19 protein-coding genes are annotated in these 14,712 nt (G+C 62.0%); 11 read left to right on the forward strand and 8 right to left on the reverse strand.

Translation table 11 applies throughout. The annotated features are described in order from the left end of the window. Positions 1-146: 146 nt before the first annotated feature. From ACFQJC_RS09650 to ACFQJC_RS09660, 3 genes are read right to left on the reverse strand one after another with little or no spacing between them, the layout of a single operon-like run. Positions 147-1,202, reverse strand: coding sequence for a DUF7973 family transport facilitator (locus ACFQJC_RS09650; RefSeq protein ID WP_390223118.1), 1,056 nt, complete (start codon positions 1,200-1,202; stop codon positions 147-149). An 8-nt stretch (positions 1,203-1,210) separates the two neighbouring features. Further along, positions 1,211-2,041, reverse strand: coding sequence for an arsenite methyltransferase (locus tag ACFQJC_RS09655; protein ID WP_390223119.1), 831 nt, complete (start codon positions 2,039-2,041; stop codon positions 1,211-1,213). Beyond that, positions 2,034-2,474, reverse strand: a complete 441-nt coding sequence (locus tag ACFQJC_RS09660) for an arsenate-mycothiol transferase ArsC (protein ID WP_390223120.1) — start codon at positions 2,472-2,474, stop codon at positions 2,034-2,036. Before ACFQJC_RS09660 ends, ACFQJC_RS09655 begins: the two co-directional genes overlap by 8 nt. A gap of 276 nt (positions 2,475-2,750) precedes the next feature. On the opposite strand from ACFQJC_RS09660, the gene ACFQJC_RS09665 reads away from it, so the two are divergent. Then, entirely contained in the window at positions 2,751-3,233 is a 483-nt protein-coding gene (locus ACFQJC_RS09665; RefSeq protein ID WP_390223121.1) for a hypothetical protein, read from the forward strand. Between the two features lie 49 nt (positions 3,234-3,282). Beyond that, the gene (locus ACFQJC_RS09670) at positions 3,283-3,750 is read left to right on the forward strand and encodes a GNAT family N-acetyltransferase (RefSeq protein ID WP_390223122.1); all 468 of its coding nucleotides are present in this window, start codon (positions 3,283-3,285) and stop codon (positions 3,748-3,750) included. A 14-nt stretch (positions 3,751-3,764) separates the two neighbouring features. Here the strand turns inward: ACFQJC_RS09670 and ACFQJC_RS09675 are convergent, their stop codons facing one another. Beyond that, entirely contained in the window at positions 3,765-3,938 is a 174-nt protein-coding gene (locus ACFQJC_RS09675) for a hypothetical protein (RefSeq protein WP_390223123.1), read from the reverse strand. A 68-nt stretch (positions 3,939-4,006) separates the two neighbouring features. After that, on the reverse strand, positions 4,007-4,627 hold the full coding sequence (locus tag ACFQJC_RS09680) for a GNAT family N-acetyltransferase (RefSeq protein WP_390223124.1): 621 nt from the start codon (positions 4,625-4,627) through the stop codon (positions 4,007-4,009). Positions 4,628-4,782: 155 nt separating this feature from the next. Here ACFQJC_RS09680 and ACFQJC_RS09685 point away from each other — a divergent pair, with 155 nt between their 5' ends. The 7 genes from ACFQJC_RS09685 (at position 4,783) to ACFQJC_RS09715 (ending at position 10,556) form a co-directional block, all read left to right on the forward strand. Beyond that, a complete protein-coding gene (locus ACFQJC_RS09685; protein ID WP_390223125.1) occupies positions 4,783-5,499 on the forward strand; it encodes a hypothetical protein in 717 nt (238 codons plus the stop codon). A 70-nt stretch (positions 5,500-5,569) separates the two neighbouring features. Beyond that, a complete protein-coding gene (locus ACFQJC_RS09690) occupies positions 5,570-5,998 on the forward strand; it encodes an OsmC family peroxiredoxin (protein ID WP_390223126.1) in 429 nt (142 codons plus the stop codon). Between the two features lie 280 nt (positions 5,999-6,278). After that, positions 6,279-6,884 (forward strand): hypothetical protein, encoded by a 606-nt coding sequence (locus tag ACFQJC_RS09695; RefSeq protein WP_390223127.1) that lies wholly within the window; start codon positions 6,279-6,281, stop codon positions 6,882-6,884. Positions 6,885-7,156: 272 nt separating this feature from the next. Beyond that, positions 7,157-7,579: a carboxymuconolactone decarboxylase family protein gene (locus ACFQJC_RS09700; protein WP_390223128.1), complete on the forward strand. Its 423-nt coding sequence runs from the start codon at positions 7,157-7,159 to the stop codon at positions 7,577-7,579. A 222-nt stretch (positions 7,580-7,801) separates the two neighbouring features. Further along, a complete protein-coding gene (locus ACFQJC_RS09705) occupies positions 7,802-8,470 on the forward strand; it encodes an SdpI family protein (protein ID WP_390223129.1) in 669 nt (222 codons plus the stop codon). A 75-nt stretch (positions 8,471-8,545) separates the two neighbouring features. Next, positions 8,546-9,145 (forward strand): LysE family translocator, encoded by a 600-nt coding sequence (locus tag ACFQJC_RS09710; RefSeq protein WP_390223130.1) that lies wholly within the window; start codon positions 8,546-8,548, stop codon positions 9,143-9,145. A 118-nt stretch (positions 9,146-9,263) separates the two neighbouring features. Then, the gene (locus ACFQJC_RS09715) at positions 9,264-10,556 is read left to right on the forward strand and encodes an FAD-dependent monooxygenase (RefSeq protein ID WP_390223131.1); all 1,293 of its coding nucleotides are present in this window, start codon (positions 9,264-9,266) and stop codon (positions 10,554-10,556) included. Between the two features lie 13 nt (positions 10,557-10,569). On the opposite strand, the gene hisH is transcribed toward ACFQJC_RS09715, so the two are convergent. Beyond that, a complete protein-coding gene (gene hisH, locus ACFQJC_RS09720) occupies positions 10,570-11,211 on the reverse strand; it encodes an imidazole glycerol phosphate synthase subunit HisH (protein ID WP_390223132.1) in 642 nt (213 codons plus the stop codon). A gap of 156 nt (positions 11,212-11,367) precedes the next feature. Here hisH and chrA point away from each other — a divergent pair, with 156 nt between their 5' ends. After that, positions 11,368-12,717, forward strand: a complete 1,350-nt coding sequence (gene chrA, locus ACFQJC_RS09725; RefSeq protein WP_390223133.1) for a chromate efflux transporter — start codon at positions 11,368-11,370, stop codon at positions 12,715-12,717. 53 nt (positions 12,718-12,770) lie between these two features. Here the strand turns inward: chrA and ACFQJC_RS09730 are convergent, their stop codons facing one another. Continuing rightward, positions 12,771-13,577, reverse strand: a complete 807-nt coding sequence (locus ACFQJC_RS09730; RefSeq protein WP_390223134.1) for an AAC(3) family N-acetyltransferase — start codon at positions 13,575-13,577, stop codon at positions 12,771-12,773. A 90-nt stretch (positions 13,578-13,667) separates the two neighbouring features. Here ACFQJC_RS09730 and ACFQJC_RS09735 point away from each other — a divergent pair, with 90 nt between their 5' ends. Beyond that, the gene (locus ACFQJC_RS09735) at positions 13,668-13,901 is read left to right on the forward strand and encodes a hypothetical protein (protein WP_390223135.1); all 234 of its coding nucleotides are present in this window, start codon (positions 13,668-13,670) and stop codon (positions 13,899-13,901) included. 13 nt (positions 13,902-13,914) lie between these two features. On the opposite strand, the gene surE is transcribed toward ACFQJC_RS09735, so the two are convergent. After that, positions 13,915-14,706, reverse strand: a complete 792-nt coding sequence (gene surE / locus ACFQJC_RS09740) for a 5'/3'-nucleotidase SurE (protein ID WP_390223136.1) — start codon at positions 14,704-14,706, stop codon at positions 13,915-13,917. Positions 14,707-14,712: the final 6 nt, after the last annotated feature.

Here is a 14,712-nt window from a genome sequence, read left to right on the forward strand (position 1 = left end):
GAGAAATGAATTTTACCATCAGATGGAGTTTTGTGGTATGGGGGACACTTCCACGACATTCCATGCTGAATTTCAGCTTCCTACACAAGGCCGAACAGCGACAGAGTCGGTAGTCGAAGTCTATCCCTTTTGAGGTTCAATCCACCCTACGGCAGCGGTACCCACGCGGCACTCGGGAAGACACCAGCGAGTGCGAGCACGCCGATAAGGAACGACGTAGCGACGATACTCGCCGCCGGCGGGTCGAGGTGCGTATCGGCGTGTGCGAAGAAGACACGTTGAGCGAGTTCGCCGAGGAGTCCACCGAGACTCCCGAAGAGTGCCCCGAGCAACAGTGCTTCACTGAGCGGGAGCGCACTGGCGATGGTCGCGGGCGTCAGCGACCCAAGCGGTGCGTCCACGGCCGCCAAAACGGCGGTACTGGCGGGAAGTGCCATGTGATGCGTGACTGGGATGTCGGGGACGCCCGCACAGACGAGGCTCAATACGACGACGCTGATGCCGAACGTGAGAAACGCGCTTCCGGTGAGGTAGGCGACGTAGCCACCGAGGACGCCGACGACGGCACCGAGCAGGAGGACGTTGGTCCAACGGTACTGGTAGGGGAGCCACGGTTCGACGGGAAGGCCACCGTCGGTCTGAATTACGTCGCCAGCCTCCGCCGTCTGACGGCGCTCGAAGGGAGACATATCGAGGAGTCGTTTTGGCGTCGTACCGACGAGGCTGTACCCGAATACGGCGCGGTGAGCGAGCGCCGAACCCACGACTCCTAGTGCGACGGGGTCGAGTGGGAAGGCGAGCGTCGCCGAGAGCGTCGCAATCCAGTAGCCGACGATGCCGAAGACGCCACCCATTGCCAATACGTCCGGTTTGCTCCCGAGTCCACGTGTCACTTCTTTTGCCCGGTGGTAGTCGGAGTCGAAGTCGAGATAGCCTCGCTTGGCGGCGTAGGCGACGGCGGCCGCACCACCGCCGAAGGCGACGTGTGGGCCGAGGACGACGCCGAACGCAATCGACCCGGTGATATCGACGGCGGGAATCGCCGCGTCGGTCGTCCGTTGGATGAGTGCGTAGAGTTCTCCGACGACGACCATGAGGCCGGCGAGCGTGAACGACGGGAGTGCACCGACCGCGGCACCGAATGCGCCACCGGCGAACGCGGCGGCGAGCATCTCCACTGACCAGAGTTCTGCGAATGCCATTCGGCCGATTACTCACCCTGTGCCGGCTTGGTCGCCGAAATCGTCGCCGACACGATGTACTCGTCGAGCGCGACGCTGTCGTCCCACTCTCGGATGAACTCGCGGCTCTCGTCTTTCGGCGTGATTTCGACATCGACGAACCCGGCAGCAGAGAGCATCGCTCGGAGTTCATCGACGGTCGATGCGCCGCCGACGCAGGCGGACACCGACTCGGGGTCTGAGCGAACCTCAGCCGGGAGCGGTGCGGTCATCACGACATCTGAGACGGCCACGCGCCCGCCCGGTTTGAGTGCCCGGAACGCCTCACGGAAGACCTGCGGTTTGTCCGGAGAGAGGTTGATGACGCAGTTCGAGATGACCACGTCAACCGTCTCGTCCGAGACGGGGAGGTGCTCGATTTCGCCGAGGCGGAACTCGACGTTCGTGGCCTCGTTCTTCGAGATGTTCTCTCGCGCCTTCTCGACCATCTCGGGCGTCATATCGACGCCCAGTACGCGCCCCGATTCGCCGACTTCCCGGGCGGCGAGGAAACAGTCGAAGCCCGCTCCGGACCCGAGGTCGAGCACGGTTTCGCCCGCTTCGAGCGATGCGAGCACCGTTGGATTTCCACACCCGAGTCCCAAGTCTGCACCCTCCGCGACGGCGTGCTGGTCGGCGTCGTCGTAACCGAGTTTTTCGGACCCGCCGGTCGAAGTGCTGTCACCGCAGCACCCACCCGTGTCGGAACAGCAGTCTTCGCTCTCGTGGTCGTCGGCGGTTGCGATTCGAGCGTACCGGTTTCGAACGGCCCGTCGTTGTGCGGCGGCGGTGCGCTCGGTAGACTGTGCTCCGTCACTCATCGCTTGCTCCCTCGATTTCGTCGAACAGCGCGACGACTCGGTCTTCGATTTCCGCGCGTATCTCGCGGACTCCCTTCAGGTCTCGTCCGTCGGGGTCGTCGAGCGCCCAATCGCGGACGTCCACGCCCGCGGAGGTGTCGAGTTGGAGCGTCGAACACCCCATCGTGGCGACGTAGTCGCACGATTCCAACTCCTCGGTCGATATCTCTCGTGGCACGCGGTCCGAGAGGTCGAAGCCCTCCTCGGACATCACCTCGACGACCACGTCGTGAACGTGATCTGCGGGGTGTGTCCCGCCGGTCGAAATCTCGATTCGGTCTTCGAGTCCACGTCGCTCACGCTCGCGCTCGGCGAACGCCGCGGACATCTGACTCCGCCCCGCGTTTTGTACGCAGACGAACGCCACTCGGACTGTCTCTGAATTGTCGCTCATTTGGTGTCTCCTCCTGTGGTGGCACGTCCCGACGATGTGCCCGCGACACGGGACGTGCCGATTTCGGCTGTTTCGGACCGCGGTGTCGGACCTGCTCTACTACCTCATCTGAGTAGTTGAGCAACTGCTCACATAGTTGTTTCGAGTGTCCTAGAATCTCTCCTCAGTGATTCTATCATTGTCACTGTGGGCCACAATGAGGCGCAATTCTGTTTGTACAGAGGCTCTCGATGAGGCAGAATTGGGTTTTATCCTCTCGGCACACAAGTTGTCTCTGTGACATCAGTGCGACCCCACATCTCTGTTCTTCTCGCCCTTCTTGTTCTCCTCGCGGCCGGTTCACTCCTCGTCGCGGACTCTCCCTACGACCCCAATATCGTGAGTGAACAGGCTCCCTTCGCACCCGAACGACCGGATACGCTCGACAGCAAGACTGTCACGACGTACCTCGTTGACTACGAGGAGAGGCGTCTCAGAAACGACCTCGTTCGGTCACGCGACTACACGCTCGACCGGGGTGACGACGTGGTAGCGAAGTGTACATCAGTCACGATGAACCAGACCGACACCGACCGATTTCGGATTAGACTTCGATGCCACGGCGAAATTGCGGATACGTATCGGCTCATTCAACCGACCAAATTCACGTACACAGTCACGTACTCGGTGACCGAGAAGACGACGAGTCAACTCGCTATCGAGAGGTTCCCGTACCCGCAACGAGACCACATGCGTGAGAAACCGTGGGCTAGCGAATAGGTGGTCCGGGCGGCGGAGATATTAATGCAAAGTAGCAGCCACCAGAACCATGCAACTCGTCGAGGCGACCGAGGACGACATCCCCGTCCTCATCGACTACTGGTACTCGCTCGCCACCGACATGGAACAGTACGGCGAGACGAACGAAGTCGCGTACGACGGCGTCGATGAAGTCGCAGAGGACGGATTTCACGAGCATTTCGAAGACGAGAACATCACCGACTACCTCGTCGAAGACGACGGCGAGACAGTGGGGTTCGTCACGCTTCGAATCGGCACGCATCCGTCGCGGACCTACGAGAGATACACGCACATCGTCAATCTGTTCGTCGAAGCGGAGTACCGGAGTCAGGGCTACGGGTCGGAAGTCGTCGAACGAGTCAAAGAACTCGCGCAGGCGAACGACTGCGACCATCTCAAAGTCTCCTGCGAGTGGCACAACGACGGCGCGCGACGGTTCTACGAAGACACGGGCTTCGAAGAGAAGCAAGTGACCTTCGTACAGACGCTGGAGTAGGGCACTCCAATTGATTACGAAACCCGGGAGACGAACTCGTAGAAGACCAACCCAAAGGTCACGCCGACAGCGACGAAGACGCCGAGTGCCAACCCACCGACGACCGACCCTTCTCGGAGGACGCCGACGGCGATTCCGAGTATCAGTGCGGCGAGGACGTAGCGCGCGGCACGGCCGACATCGCTCACGTTCGGTCACCCATGGCTGATTTGACGACGAGCGGCCTCTTCACTGCGTGGGCTGTCACGTCTCGGCCCTACCGAGTGACCCGAATCGTCGCCAGTTCGTCGTCGGTGACGTGCTCGCGCCACTGGTCCTGGAGGAGCGTGTAGACCACGAGGTCGCGGGGGCCGCCGAAGTCACTCGGCGGGAGTTCGTTTCTGAGCAGGCCATCTTTCTGGCCGCCGTAGGCGTCGATGTACTTCTCGATAGCACGTCTCGACTGTTCGTTGTCGGGTTCGTGGCCGACGCTCACGAGGTCGAGGTCGAGGAGTTCGAACGCGACGTAGCACATCGCACCGGCGCGCTCTGTCGAGTAACCTTCTCCCCAAAACGGTTCTCGGACCCACGTCCCGAACGACACCTTGTGCTTGTCCCACTCGAACCAGAGTTCCGCGACGCCGACGAACTCGTCGTCTGCTGTTCGTCGCATGGCGTAGGTCGCACGGTCGGCGGAGTCCCACGTCTTGCGACTCTCCGCGAGGTCGTCGGCGGTCTCCTTCGGCGTCGAATGCGTCTCGTCGCCGAGTGCGCGCATCACGGCGTCCATCTCCCCTGTGCGATGGTACTCGTAGAGGTCGAGCGCGTCGATGGATTCGTGGAGCGGTTCGTATCGGAGGCGGCCGCTTTCGATTGTCGTGGGGAAGAGCGAGGACATGATGACTGACGAAGTGGCAGTTGATTCGCGTCAGGTGTGAAATCTACTTTGATTCCGAGACCAACGCTGGCAGGTCACGAATTGGTTCGGGTGGTGACGGGCCTACCGCCTACCTCATTTCTCTCTGAGTCGATAGTTCAATTGGAGGAGACGAAATGAACGAACACGATGCAGACCTGCGTAGATGGCCACACTCCCGGCGAGCGTTCTTACGGAGTGTTGGTGTCGCGGTCGGGGGCATTGGGCTGACGAGTGGGACTGCCGTCGGTCAGAGCGAACGACCGCCGGACCAGTTCACGTTGGACATCGACAATCGATACTTTCCGCTCCCCGTCGGGCGACGACTGCTACTCGAAGGGGACGAGGAGGGAGTGACGGTCAAACTTCGGGTGACCGTCCTCGACGAGACCGAGAATCTCGGTGACGTGACGACGAGAGTGGTCGAAGAGCGCGAGTGGGAAGATGGAGCGTTACTCGAAGTGTCTCGAAACTACTTCGCACAATCGACGGAAGGTGACGTTTGGTACTTCGGCGAGGCAGTTGACATCTACGAGGACGGAGCAGTCGTGTCGAACGAGGGGTCGTGGCGAGCGTACGAAGACGGGAACGAGCCCGGGGTGTTCATGCCCGCGACTCCAGAGGTTGGGATGCTCTATCGGCAAGAGCGAGCACCGGGAGTCGCCGAGGACAAGGTCCTGATACTCGGACTCGACGAGACCGTCGAGGTGCCCGCGGGGACGTTCGAGAACACGCTCCGAACGTACGATTGGAACCCGCTCGAACCGGGGACGCCGGGGGACGTCAAGGTCTACGCGCCCTCGGTGGGAATCATCGTCGATGGGGCGGTCGAATTAGTCGAGTTTGTCGAATAGTCCCACCTCACGAACACCCACCTTAGTCAGCCGACATTTCCATACTGGTAGAGAACAATACATGGGTGGGATGCCTACAAAGCAAGCCGAAACGAAATGGCACGGTGGTACAGACGGAAGCGGCGACTTCGAAACCGAGAGCGGCGAAATCTCGGGGACGCTCAGGTTCCCGACGCGCTTCGAAGACGAACCCGGAACGAACCCGGAGGAACTCATCGGTGCGGCCCACTCCGGTTGTTTCTGTATGCAACTGACCGCACTCCTCGAAAACGAGGGGTACGATGCGAACGAACTGCACACCGTCGCCGACGTGCACCTTCGCCCCGCCGACGGTGGAGGATACGAGATTCCGCAAATCGACCTCACGCTGGAAGCCGACGTTCCCGACATCGACGAAGCGACGTTCATGGACATCGCCAACAATGCCAAGGAGACCTGTCCGGTCTCGAAGGCGCTCGCAGGCCCGGAAATCACGCTCGACGCGTCGCTGGCGAAGTAAGCGCGCGACACTCGATTATTTTTGACCGGCCGACGGTTCGAGACGGTGCACCTCGCCGACAATGTCGCACACACCGTACGATTCGAGTATCGGACTGGTTCGGGAATCGGCGACAGAATGAACCGTTTCGGTAGAGTACAACTAGCGAAGGAGGAGCGAGTCTACTCTCCGCACGGAAAGGAGCGAGTACGCGCGTTCGTCGCTCAGTCGTTCGACACACAATCGAGCCACGCGCGATGGTTCGGACGCCTTCTTTCGGCGAAGAAGCCGAGTGAAAATCATGAGTGCAAAATTCCCAAAACGGACAGAAGAGGCTCGAACCATCGGCGGTTTCGACGTGCTGGTCAACACGGACCCCGGTGAAATATTCATCGACCTGCCGGCGTCGAATCCGCGCTATATTCGCGTCCGAGAAGGTGACCGAATCCAGGAGGGCGACGTGAGCTCACGACGCTCGGCCGAGTTATCCGGCCCGTTGCTCACTCACTGGGTGGTCGATTCCATCACCATCGACACCGTCACCGGAACCGACACGAAGACTGGAGAAACGAGGGAGTGGGAGCGCGATAAACTCGTTCAGCGCCTCACCGTCGGTGAGTTCAGTGCCGAGTTGACGACGTTCGACAGGGTGAGCGTGACCGAAATCGAAGGCCTTCCCGGAAGTGCCTCGGAAGAATCGAAGTGGCGAAATCCGTACGTGATAATCGTCGTGTACGGAAACAACGGCAAGAAGTTCACCGAGGTGCACGCCGCAACCGTCCCCGGTGATTGGGACTCGCTGGAAGTCGTCCAACGGGACTCGAACGTCCAGCACTTCAGTGACGACCTTCGAGAGCGTTTCGAGGGCGCGATTCAACGGGCGCTTCAGTTAGAGATGCATTTCTGACCGACGCCCTTTCGGCGTTTCTCTCGAACCGGGCCGACTCGTTCAGTCGTCCACGCGCCGTCTCGCTCGGGGGCGAGTACGCTTCGTGCGTCGCTCTCGTCTGCCACTCTGAGCGTCTACATACTCGACGATGGCATACTATCAAAAATAACAATTTCCAGTCAATTTTATGCGACTCCCGAGCGTATCGATACTGATTCACTGGGGCTTGGTCTCGATTCGATACCTGATTGAATCCCCCAGCTACGCCCCGGAATCACGGAGACAGGACAATGGCAATTGCATCTGACAGCGGACCGGATAGAGGGACGGTCGAGGCAACGCGAGAAGACATTCAAGACTCACTCGGTCTCGTGCCGGGATTCTGGGAACTGAACGACGAAGACCTCGTCAACGAGTGGCCGAACTTCAAACGCTACGCGCTCGAAGAGACCGAAATCCCAGCGAAGTACAAAGAACTCATCGGCCTTGCGATCGCGGCGAACATCAAGTGCCCCTACTGCCAGCACTTCCACAAAGAGGCAGCCAAAATGCACGGCGCGACCGAAGCGGAACTCAACGAGATTGCGTTCCTTGCGAGTTGGACTGCCCGCTACAGTTCGCTCATTCACGCGATGGACTACGACATCGAGACGTTCAAAGTCGAGTTCGGGAAGATCGGAGAACACCTGCAAGACCAGATGGCCGACGACTGAGGTTCGAAGACGACCACCGGCGAACCTCTTTTCGATGACGAATTCAGCTTTCACCACGCGGGCTCGTCGGCGAGCCGAAGTCCCTCGACCAATCCACGCCTGACCGAGTGCGCCCACCTCTTCGGTACCACCGTCGAATCTCGTGAGTCCCGGTTCTGCTCTCTTTCGAACGCAGCCGGATTTACATACCCGTTCAAGCATTCGGGCCGCGTATCAATACTCATGAATTCCACGCATCGATTCACGTTTGCGGCAGTGTTGGTCGTTCTCGCTGGCGCGTTGAGCGCGCTCGCCGCACCGATGCTCCCCGCCCAAATCGTCTCACACTGGAACGCCGCGGGCGAACCGGACGGAACGATGTCGAAAGCCTTCGGACTCGCACTCCTGCCGGTCCTCAGCGGTGCGTTGTTGATATTGTTCGCGGCCATCCCCCGCATCGACCCCTACCGAGAGAACATCAGCGACTTCCGCCCGTACTACGATTGGTTCGTCGTCATCATCACGGCGTTCTTGCTCGTCATCCACGCCGGAACTATCGCGTACAACCTCGGCTACGTGTTCGACTTCACCGCCCTCGTCGTCGCCGCCGTCGCCGTGCTGTTCTACTACGCCGGCGTCCTACTCACGCACGCCGAGCGCAACTGGTTCGTCGGCGTTCGTACCCCGTGGACGCTCAGCAGCGAAGAAGTCTGGACGCGAACCCACGCACTCGCCGGGCGACTGTTCAAACTCACCGCACTCGTCTCGTTGATTGGGCTGCTCTTCGGCGAGTACGCGATATACTTCCTCCTCGTGCCCGCCCTCGGGACTGCCGTCGTGACGGTGGCGTATTCGTACTATCTCTACGAGCGCATCGACCACGGAACGGATTCGGCAGACACCGGCGCGTGAGGAGGGTGCAAACTTTTCACCACACCCGACCCTCACAGCAGTGGGTGACCCGTATTAACGACCACACTCGGCATCTTGTTCGACGGACTCGTTCTCGGATTTTCGATTGCGGCCCCCGTGGGTCCAATCGGCGTCCTCTGCGTCCAGCGAACGCTCGCTAACGGTCGGCTCTCCGGGTTCGTCAGCGGATTGGGTGCAGCCTCCGCAGACGCCGTCTACGGCGCGCTCGTCGCGTTCGGAATCACGGCGCTCTCGTCGGCGTTGCTCGATTCGCAGACGGCCATCCGCATCGGCGGTGGTCTCTTGCTCCTGTACCTCGGCGTACAGGCGTTCCGCGCCGAACCGGCCGACCGCGACGACGCACCAGTCGATGCCCAATCGCTCGCCGCAGACTACGCCTCGACGTTCCTCCTGACGATTACGAATCCCGTGACGATTCTGGCGTTCGTGAGCATCTTCGCCGGACTCGGCGTCGGTCTCTCGGGCGACGTTGGTGACGCCGCCGTCCTCGTCGGTGGCGTCTTCCTCGGGTCTGCGCTCTGGTGGTTCGTCCTGAGCACGGGCGTCAGCCTGTTTCGAACGAGGTTCACGACCGAGGCGATGCGACTCATCAACCGATTCGCCGGTCTCGTTATCGTCGGATTCGGCGTGGTCGTCCTCTGGAGCGTGCGTTAGCCCGCGTGCATCCATAGGCCTGTGTTGGTCGTCACCGCTGAGAGCCACGGTCTCCCGCGTCAATTTATTGCCACACCGTGCGTTGAATCGAGAGACGGTGCACACTCGCGCCGACCCTATGAGCACAGAACACGTTGAGACGGCCGATGTCGTCGTCGTTGGTGGCGGTCCCGGTGGCGCAGTCCTGAGTTACCTCCTCGCTCGAAGCGGGGTCGAAGTCGCGCTCGTCGAACGCGCGGCCACCTTCGACCGCGAATTCCGTGGGTTCGGCTACACACCCGGTGCGGTCGAACTGTTCGCACAGATGGACCTGTTGCCGAAGATTCTCCGCATCGACCACGACACGATTCGCCACGGCGAGTTCACGCTCTACGGACGACCCGTCTCCGTCCTCGACTTCTCGGTGCTCGACACCGACTACCAGTACGCCCTGCTCATGGAGCAACCGCCGCTCTTGGAACTCCTCGTGGACGAAGCGAGGGCCTACGACGGCTTTTCGTTCTTCCCCGCGACGACTGTCACCGACCTCGTCACCGAGGAAGCGGGCGTCGTCGGCGTCCGCGCCCACGACAGGGCGAACGACCGAGATATCGAGTTCCGAGGGTCGCTCGTCGTCGGCGCTGACGGCCGATTCTCGACGGTTCGCTCGAACGCCGGTATCGACCCCGGTCTCTCCGAGTCGGCGCTCGAACTCGTCTGGTTCAAACTCCCCTCCGAAGCAGTCGGCGGGGCGAGTCAGGGGCGAATCGAGCGCGACGGACTCCTGGTGTACTTCGGCGTCGGGGGCGGCGAGTTACAGGTCGGGTGGTTCATCGAGAAAGGCACGTACCCCGAACTCAGAGCGGCCGGTATCGACGCCTTCTGCGACCGACTGGCGGCTATCGACCCGAGAATCGAGCCCGCGCTCGACGCCCACTTGACGAGTTTTTCGCAGTGTTCGCTGCTCGATATCTCGCCCGGCATCGCCGACGAGTGGACTCGTGACGGTCTCCTCCTCATCGGCGACGCCGCCCACGTCGCCTCGCCAATCGGCGCGCAGGGGAACGCCCTCGCCATTCAGGACGCCGCCGTCGCTCACGAGACGATAACTGACGCGCTCGAACGCGAGGGGGCCACTGGCGATGGGGGCGACGAGCGAGACGGTAGCGCACTTTCGGCCGCTTCTCTCGCGTCTTACGAGTCCCGGCGACGGCCCGCTATCGAGGAGATAATCGGTCTCCAACGACGCTCCGAGCGGTCGCTCTCGCTATTCGTGAAACACGGCGACAAACTGCCAGCGTCGCTCATCACGTTCTTCACCGTCGTCGCGGCGGCGGCGATTCCGCGGTCCAGACTGCTTCAAAAGGCTATCGAGCGATTCGCCTTCGGCCCGGAACGCGTGACGGTCGAAACGAGTCGGTTCGTGGACTGAAAACGGAGGCCGCTCAGTTCGTCGCCTGCGGCGTGTCGTACGCCTCCGCGTAGCGGACGAAGTTTTCGAGGACGCGAAGCCCCGTCTCGTCGCTCTTCTCGGGGTGGAACTGCGTCCCCATGACGTTGCCGTCCTCGTTGGCGGCCATGGCGGCGAACTCGAACCCGTAGTCACACGAGGCGATGGTGTGTTCCGCGCGAGCAGAGCCATAGGAGTGGACGAAGTACGCGAAGTCGTCGTCCTCGATGCCGTCGGCGAGTCGGTGGTCTGACTCGATTGAGAGTTCGTTCCAGCCCATGTGCGGCACTTTCACCTCGTCGTTCGGGAGGCGTTCGACGCGACCCGAAATCAGGTCGAGTCCGTCTATCGTCTCGCCGTCGGGTGCGCCTTCCGTACTCTCGGTGAAGAGGAGTTGCAGACCGACGCAGATGCCGAGAATCGGCGTGTCCTCGGCGGCGTCGACGAGCACGTCGTGGAACGGTTCGGAGTTGCGAATGCACTCTTCGAACGCGCCGACGCCGGGGAGGACGAGGGCGTCCGCCGCCGCGAGTTCCTCGGGGTCGTCGGAAACTTCCACCGTCGCTCCGGCGCGTTCGAGGCCGCGCTGGAGACTCCGAAGGTTGCCGACGCCGTAGTCGATGATAGTAACCTTCACAGCGTTCGTTTGCCGCCGCGAACTATAGCAATTCGCATCGGGAGAATAGTGGCCAGTTCTGGTTGACCAGTGCGTACTGTGACGAGTATAGTCGCGGGAAGCGGTCGTGAGGTCCCCGGAGAGAGAACTTTGGTTTCGGCGGTTGCACTGCCACTAATGGGAACATCCGGTCCGGAGACGACCACCCGAAGCGTCTCCAGAGACAAAGGCTCGGCATCGCGCCCGCGACTCGCCGAAGTCGCGCGGTTCTTTCTCAAACTCGGGCTTATCGGATTCGGCGGCCCCCTCGTCCACATCGCGCTCATGGAAGACGAACTGGTCGGCGAGGAGGGGGCCGGATGGACGGACGAAGCGACGTTCATGGACGGTCTTGCGATATGCAACATGCTTCCCGGTCCCGCTTCGACACAGCTCGGGATATTCATGGGCTGGGTGAGGGCCGGAACGCTCGGCGCGCTCGTCGCGGGCGTCACGTTCATGGCCCCGACGTTTCTAATCGTCGTCGCGCTCTCGTTCGTCTACTTTCGATACGGAGAACTGCCGTCGGTGACTGCGTTCTTCTACGGCGTCAATCCCGTCGTCATCGGACTCATCGCGGGGGCAGCATACTCGATGGGGCGAAAGGCACTCGCCCGAGGGGACGCTCACACCACCTTCTCGGTCGGCGGCGACGAGTGGCGCGTCGATTACCGCCTCGTCGCACTCCTCGTCGGCGCGCTCGTCGCAACGGTTCTCATCAACCCGAATCCCGTCGTCGAGTTCGCTGTCGCTGGCGCAATCGCCGTCGCACTCTACCAGTGGGAGTGGCTTCGAACCAACAGTCGGCGCGTCTCGCTCGCGGGTGGTCTCGTCGCCGTGCTCACTGTACTGTATCTCGCCCGAGACTGGCTCGCCTCACGTGCCGCGGGACTTTCCATGCTCTCTCCGATTGTCGGCATCGCCGGCCTTCTCTGGGCAAACTCGTGGGTGAAACTCTTCGCGTTCATGCTCTATACGGGGTCGTTCATCTTCGGCGGCGGACTGGTGCTCATCCCGTTCATCGAGAAGTACGTCGTCAGCGAGTTCGGGTGGCTGACCGCACAGCAGTTCGTCGATGGCATCGCCATCGGACAGTTGACGCCCGGTCCCGTCGTCATGTCCACCGCCTTCGTCGGTTACAAACTCATGCTCGACCTCTACGGGTCGGTTGCGTGGGCAGTCATCGGTGCATTCGTGGCGATGGTCGGTGCCTTTGCCCCGTCGTTCTTCTTCATCACCGTGATGTTCCCCTACGTCGCCCGCGTCCGCGACAACGCCGTCGTTGGCGTCGCACTCACTGGCATCAACGCCGCCGTCGTCGGTGCCATCGTCGGCGCGACGATAACGCTCGGACTCGATGCCATCGTCGATGGGTTCACCGCGCTCCTCGCGCTCGTCTCGTTCGTCCTCTTCGCCCGCGGCGTCGATGCGGCGTATCTGATTCTCGGCGGCGGCGTCGTCGGCGCGGTCGTGTTTTTCCTCTTCTAACCCCGTGCTCGTTCTCATCTAACTGACGGCAACTGGCAGAAACTGCCAGTTGGCTACCGATTCGCCTCGAACCACGATTCGGCGAAATCGACGAGGGAAGGCTGGTCGATGAGCGTACACTCCGCCGCGCCGACCGTGCCTTTCGTCGCCCCAATCTCGGCTTCGAACGCCTCGCCGACTGCTTCGAAATCCTCTGTGCTGGTCGTGGCGTCGGTGTATTCGACCGAGACGCGCTCGCCGTCGCGGACGAGCGGAAACGCGTACGTCTCCTCTTCGAGGTCGATGTCCGCGCGCATCTCGGCGAGGTGGAGCGACGTGTTGCGGTCGTAGCCGACGCCGACGAGGAGGACCTTCCCGCCTCGGTCGTAGACGCGGGCGAGCGGTGAGCCATCGCCGAGTCCGAAACTCGGACTGTGGTCTTCGGTCACTTCTTCGGCACCCGCGCCCCACGCCGCGAACGACGAGGTCGGATGGTTGCTCCGACGGACGCCGGGATAGTTGCGGAGGCACTCCGGAATCGCGCCCATCCCGCGGGTCGGCGTCACCTCGGGGCGGAACGGCGGGCGCTCTTCGCGGATGATATCGACCCAGTGGTCCGGCACCGGGGGATTCTCCCACCACGAGGGGTCGCTGTACTGGAACGAGTGCGTCGGCATGACGAGCGTCCCGTCTTCGGTCAGGACTTCTTGGAGGGCATCGACCACGGCGGGCGGACCGCCAGCGACCCACCCGAGCGAACTCAGCGAGGAGTGGACGAGGAGCGTGTCCCCCGCGCCGACGCCGAGTTCGCGGAGGTCGGAGACGAGCGTCGAAACCGTGACGGGGTCATCGACTTCGTCGATGGCGTCAGCTTCGGGCATATCTCCGTCGTCTTCCGGTTTCGGTATGAGTCTTCTGTTGACGAGTCAGCGAGTCGAAACGATGATGTGAGGGCTGTGAGTCGGTCGAATATGTCCGAACTCTCGGCAGGACGCGCCCTCGCCTATGCGACAGAAGACGAGTTGATGAAACTCTACGCCGTCGTCGTCGGCGGGTGGGTCGTCACCCTCGGGTCGCAGGTGTTGTTGACGACCGGTGGGATGGGTCTCGCGCTCGGCATCGTTGGCCTGCTCGCCGGGATTCTCGGGTCGCTCGTCGGCATCGTCGCGCTCGCGTACAAGGTCATCCACGATAGCCGCCTGTAGAGTAAGAAAGCGACTACTCCATGTACGTCTCTGCGAGCGCGTCGAGTGCTTCGTGGCGTTTGGTCGTGTGCGGTGCCGTCAGCGGCGAGACCGAGACGTAACCGTCGATGACGGCGCGACGGTCGGTGCCTTCCGGGTCGGGGATGTCACCGTCGCGCATCCGTTCCCAGACCCGGTCGTGGAGTCTGACGCTCCCGTTCTCGTACTCGGCGGTCATGTCGTACATCTCCGAGGGTTTGGTGACCTTCATATCCGCCGGGCCGGCGTCTCGGTCGTACATCGGCGCGTTGACGTTGAGGTAGTCGCACTGTTCGAAGACGCCCGCGCCGATGGCGTGCTTGACGAAGTAACTCGCGGCTTGCGAGGCGTTTCGGTAGTCGCGCGGGTCGGTCGCCTGTTCGTGCCACGGCGTCTCCCCGTCGCCGGGGACGTACAGCGACAGTGCGATTGCGGGCACGTCGAAGAACGCGGCTTCGACGGCGGCGCTGACGGTTCCGGACCGGCCGAGGACGTACGCACCGATGTTCGCTCCCTTGTTGATGCCGGAGACGACCATGTCAACGTCGGGACAGAGGGCTTCGAGTCCGGCGACCGTACAGTCGGCGGGCGTTCCTTCCAGCGCGTAGCCCATCTCGTGTTCGACGACGACGGCGTCGGTGGACATCTTCCGGCCGACGGCGCTCTGGTCGTTTGCTGGTGCAACGGCCGTCACGTCTGCGAATTCTGAGAGGGCGTCGTAGAGGGCGCGAAAGCCGACGCTCTCGATACCGTCGTCGTTCGTCAACAAGATGGAGCGGTCGCTCATGACTGC

It is taken from the genome of Haloferax namakaokahaiae (assembly GCF_042663225.1).
In the GTDB taxonomy this organism is placed as follows: domain Archaea; phylum Halobacteriota; class Halobacteria; order Halobacteriales; family Haloferacaceae; genus Haloferax; species Haloferax namakaokahaiae.

What these genes read in the sequence shown, in the direction of transcription:
- ACFQJC_RS09650 (WP_390223118.1), bottom strand. Translation starts at nt 1,202, where the DNA reads ATGGCATTCGCAGAACTCTGGTCAGTGGAGATGCTCGCCGCCGCGTTC.
- ACFQJC_RS09655 (WP_390223119.1), bottom strand. Translation starts at nt 2,041, where the DNA reads ATGAGTGACGGAGCACAGTCTACCGAGCGCACCGCCGCCGCACAACGA.
- ACFQJC_RS09660 (WP_390223120.1), bottom strand. Translation starts at nt 2,474, where the DNA reads ATGAGCGACAATTCAGAGACAGTCCGAGTGGCGTTCGTCTGCGTACAA.
- ACFQJC_RS09670 (WP_390223122.1), top strand. Translation starts at nt 3,283, where the DNA reads ATGCAACTCGTCGAGGCGACCGAGGACGACATCCCCGTCCTCATCGAC.
- ACFQJC_RS09680 (WP_390223124.1), bottom strand. Translation starts at nt 4,627, where the DNA reads ATGTCCTCGCTCTTCCCCACGACAATCGAAAGCGGCCGCCTCCGATAC.
- ACFQJC_RS09685 (WP_390223125.1), top strand. Translation starts at nt 4,783, where the DNA reads ATGAACGAACACGATGCAGACCTGCGTAGATGGCCACACTCCCGGCGA.
- ACFQJC_RS09690 (WP_390223126.1), top strand. Translation starts at nt 5,570, where the DNA reads ATGCCTACAAAGCAAGCCGAAACGAAATGGCACGGTGGTACAGACGGA.
- ACFQJC_RS09695 (WP_390223127.1), top strand. Translation starts at nt 6,279, where the DNA reads ATGAGTGCAAAATTCCCAAAACGGACAGAAGAGGCTCGAACCATCGGC.
- ACFQJC_RS09700 (WP_390223128.1), top strand. Translation starts at nt 7,157, where the DNA reads ATGGCAATTGCATCTGACAGCGGACCGGATAGAGGGACGGTCGAGGCA.
- ACFQJC_RS09705 (WP_390223129.1), top strand. Translation starts at nt 7,802, where the DNA reads ATGAATTCCACGCATCGATTCACGTTTGCGGCAGTGTTGGTCGTTCTC.
- ACFQJC_RS09715 (WP_390223131.1), top strand. Translation starts at nt 9,264, where the DNA reads ATGAGCACAGAACACGTTGAGACGGCCGATGTCGTCGTCGTTGGTGGC.
- chrA (WP_390223133.1), top strand. Translation starts at nt 11,368, where the DNA reads ATGGGAACATCCGGTCCGGAGACGACCACCCGAAGCGTCTCCAGAGAC.
- ACFQJC_RS09730 (WP_390223134.1), bottom strand. Translation starts at nt 13,577, where the DNA reads ATGCCCGAAGCTGACGCCATCGACGAAGTCGATGACCCCGTCACGGTT.
- ACFQJC_RS09735 (WP_390223135.1), top strand. Translation starts at nt 13,668, where the DNA reads ATGTCCGAACTCTCGGCAGGACGCGCCCTCGCCTATGCGACAGAAGAC.
- surE (WP_390223136.1), bottom strand. Translation starts at nt 14,706, where the DNA reads ATGAGCGACCGCTCCATCTTGTTGACGAACGACGACGGTATCGAGAGC.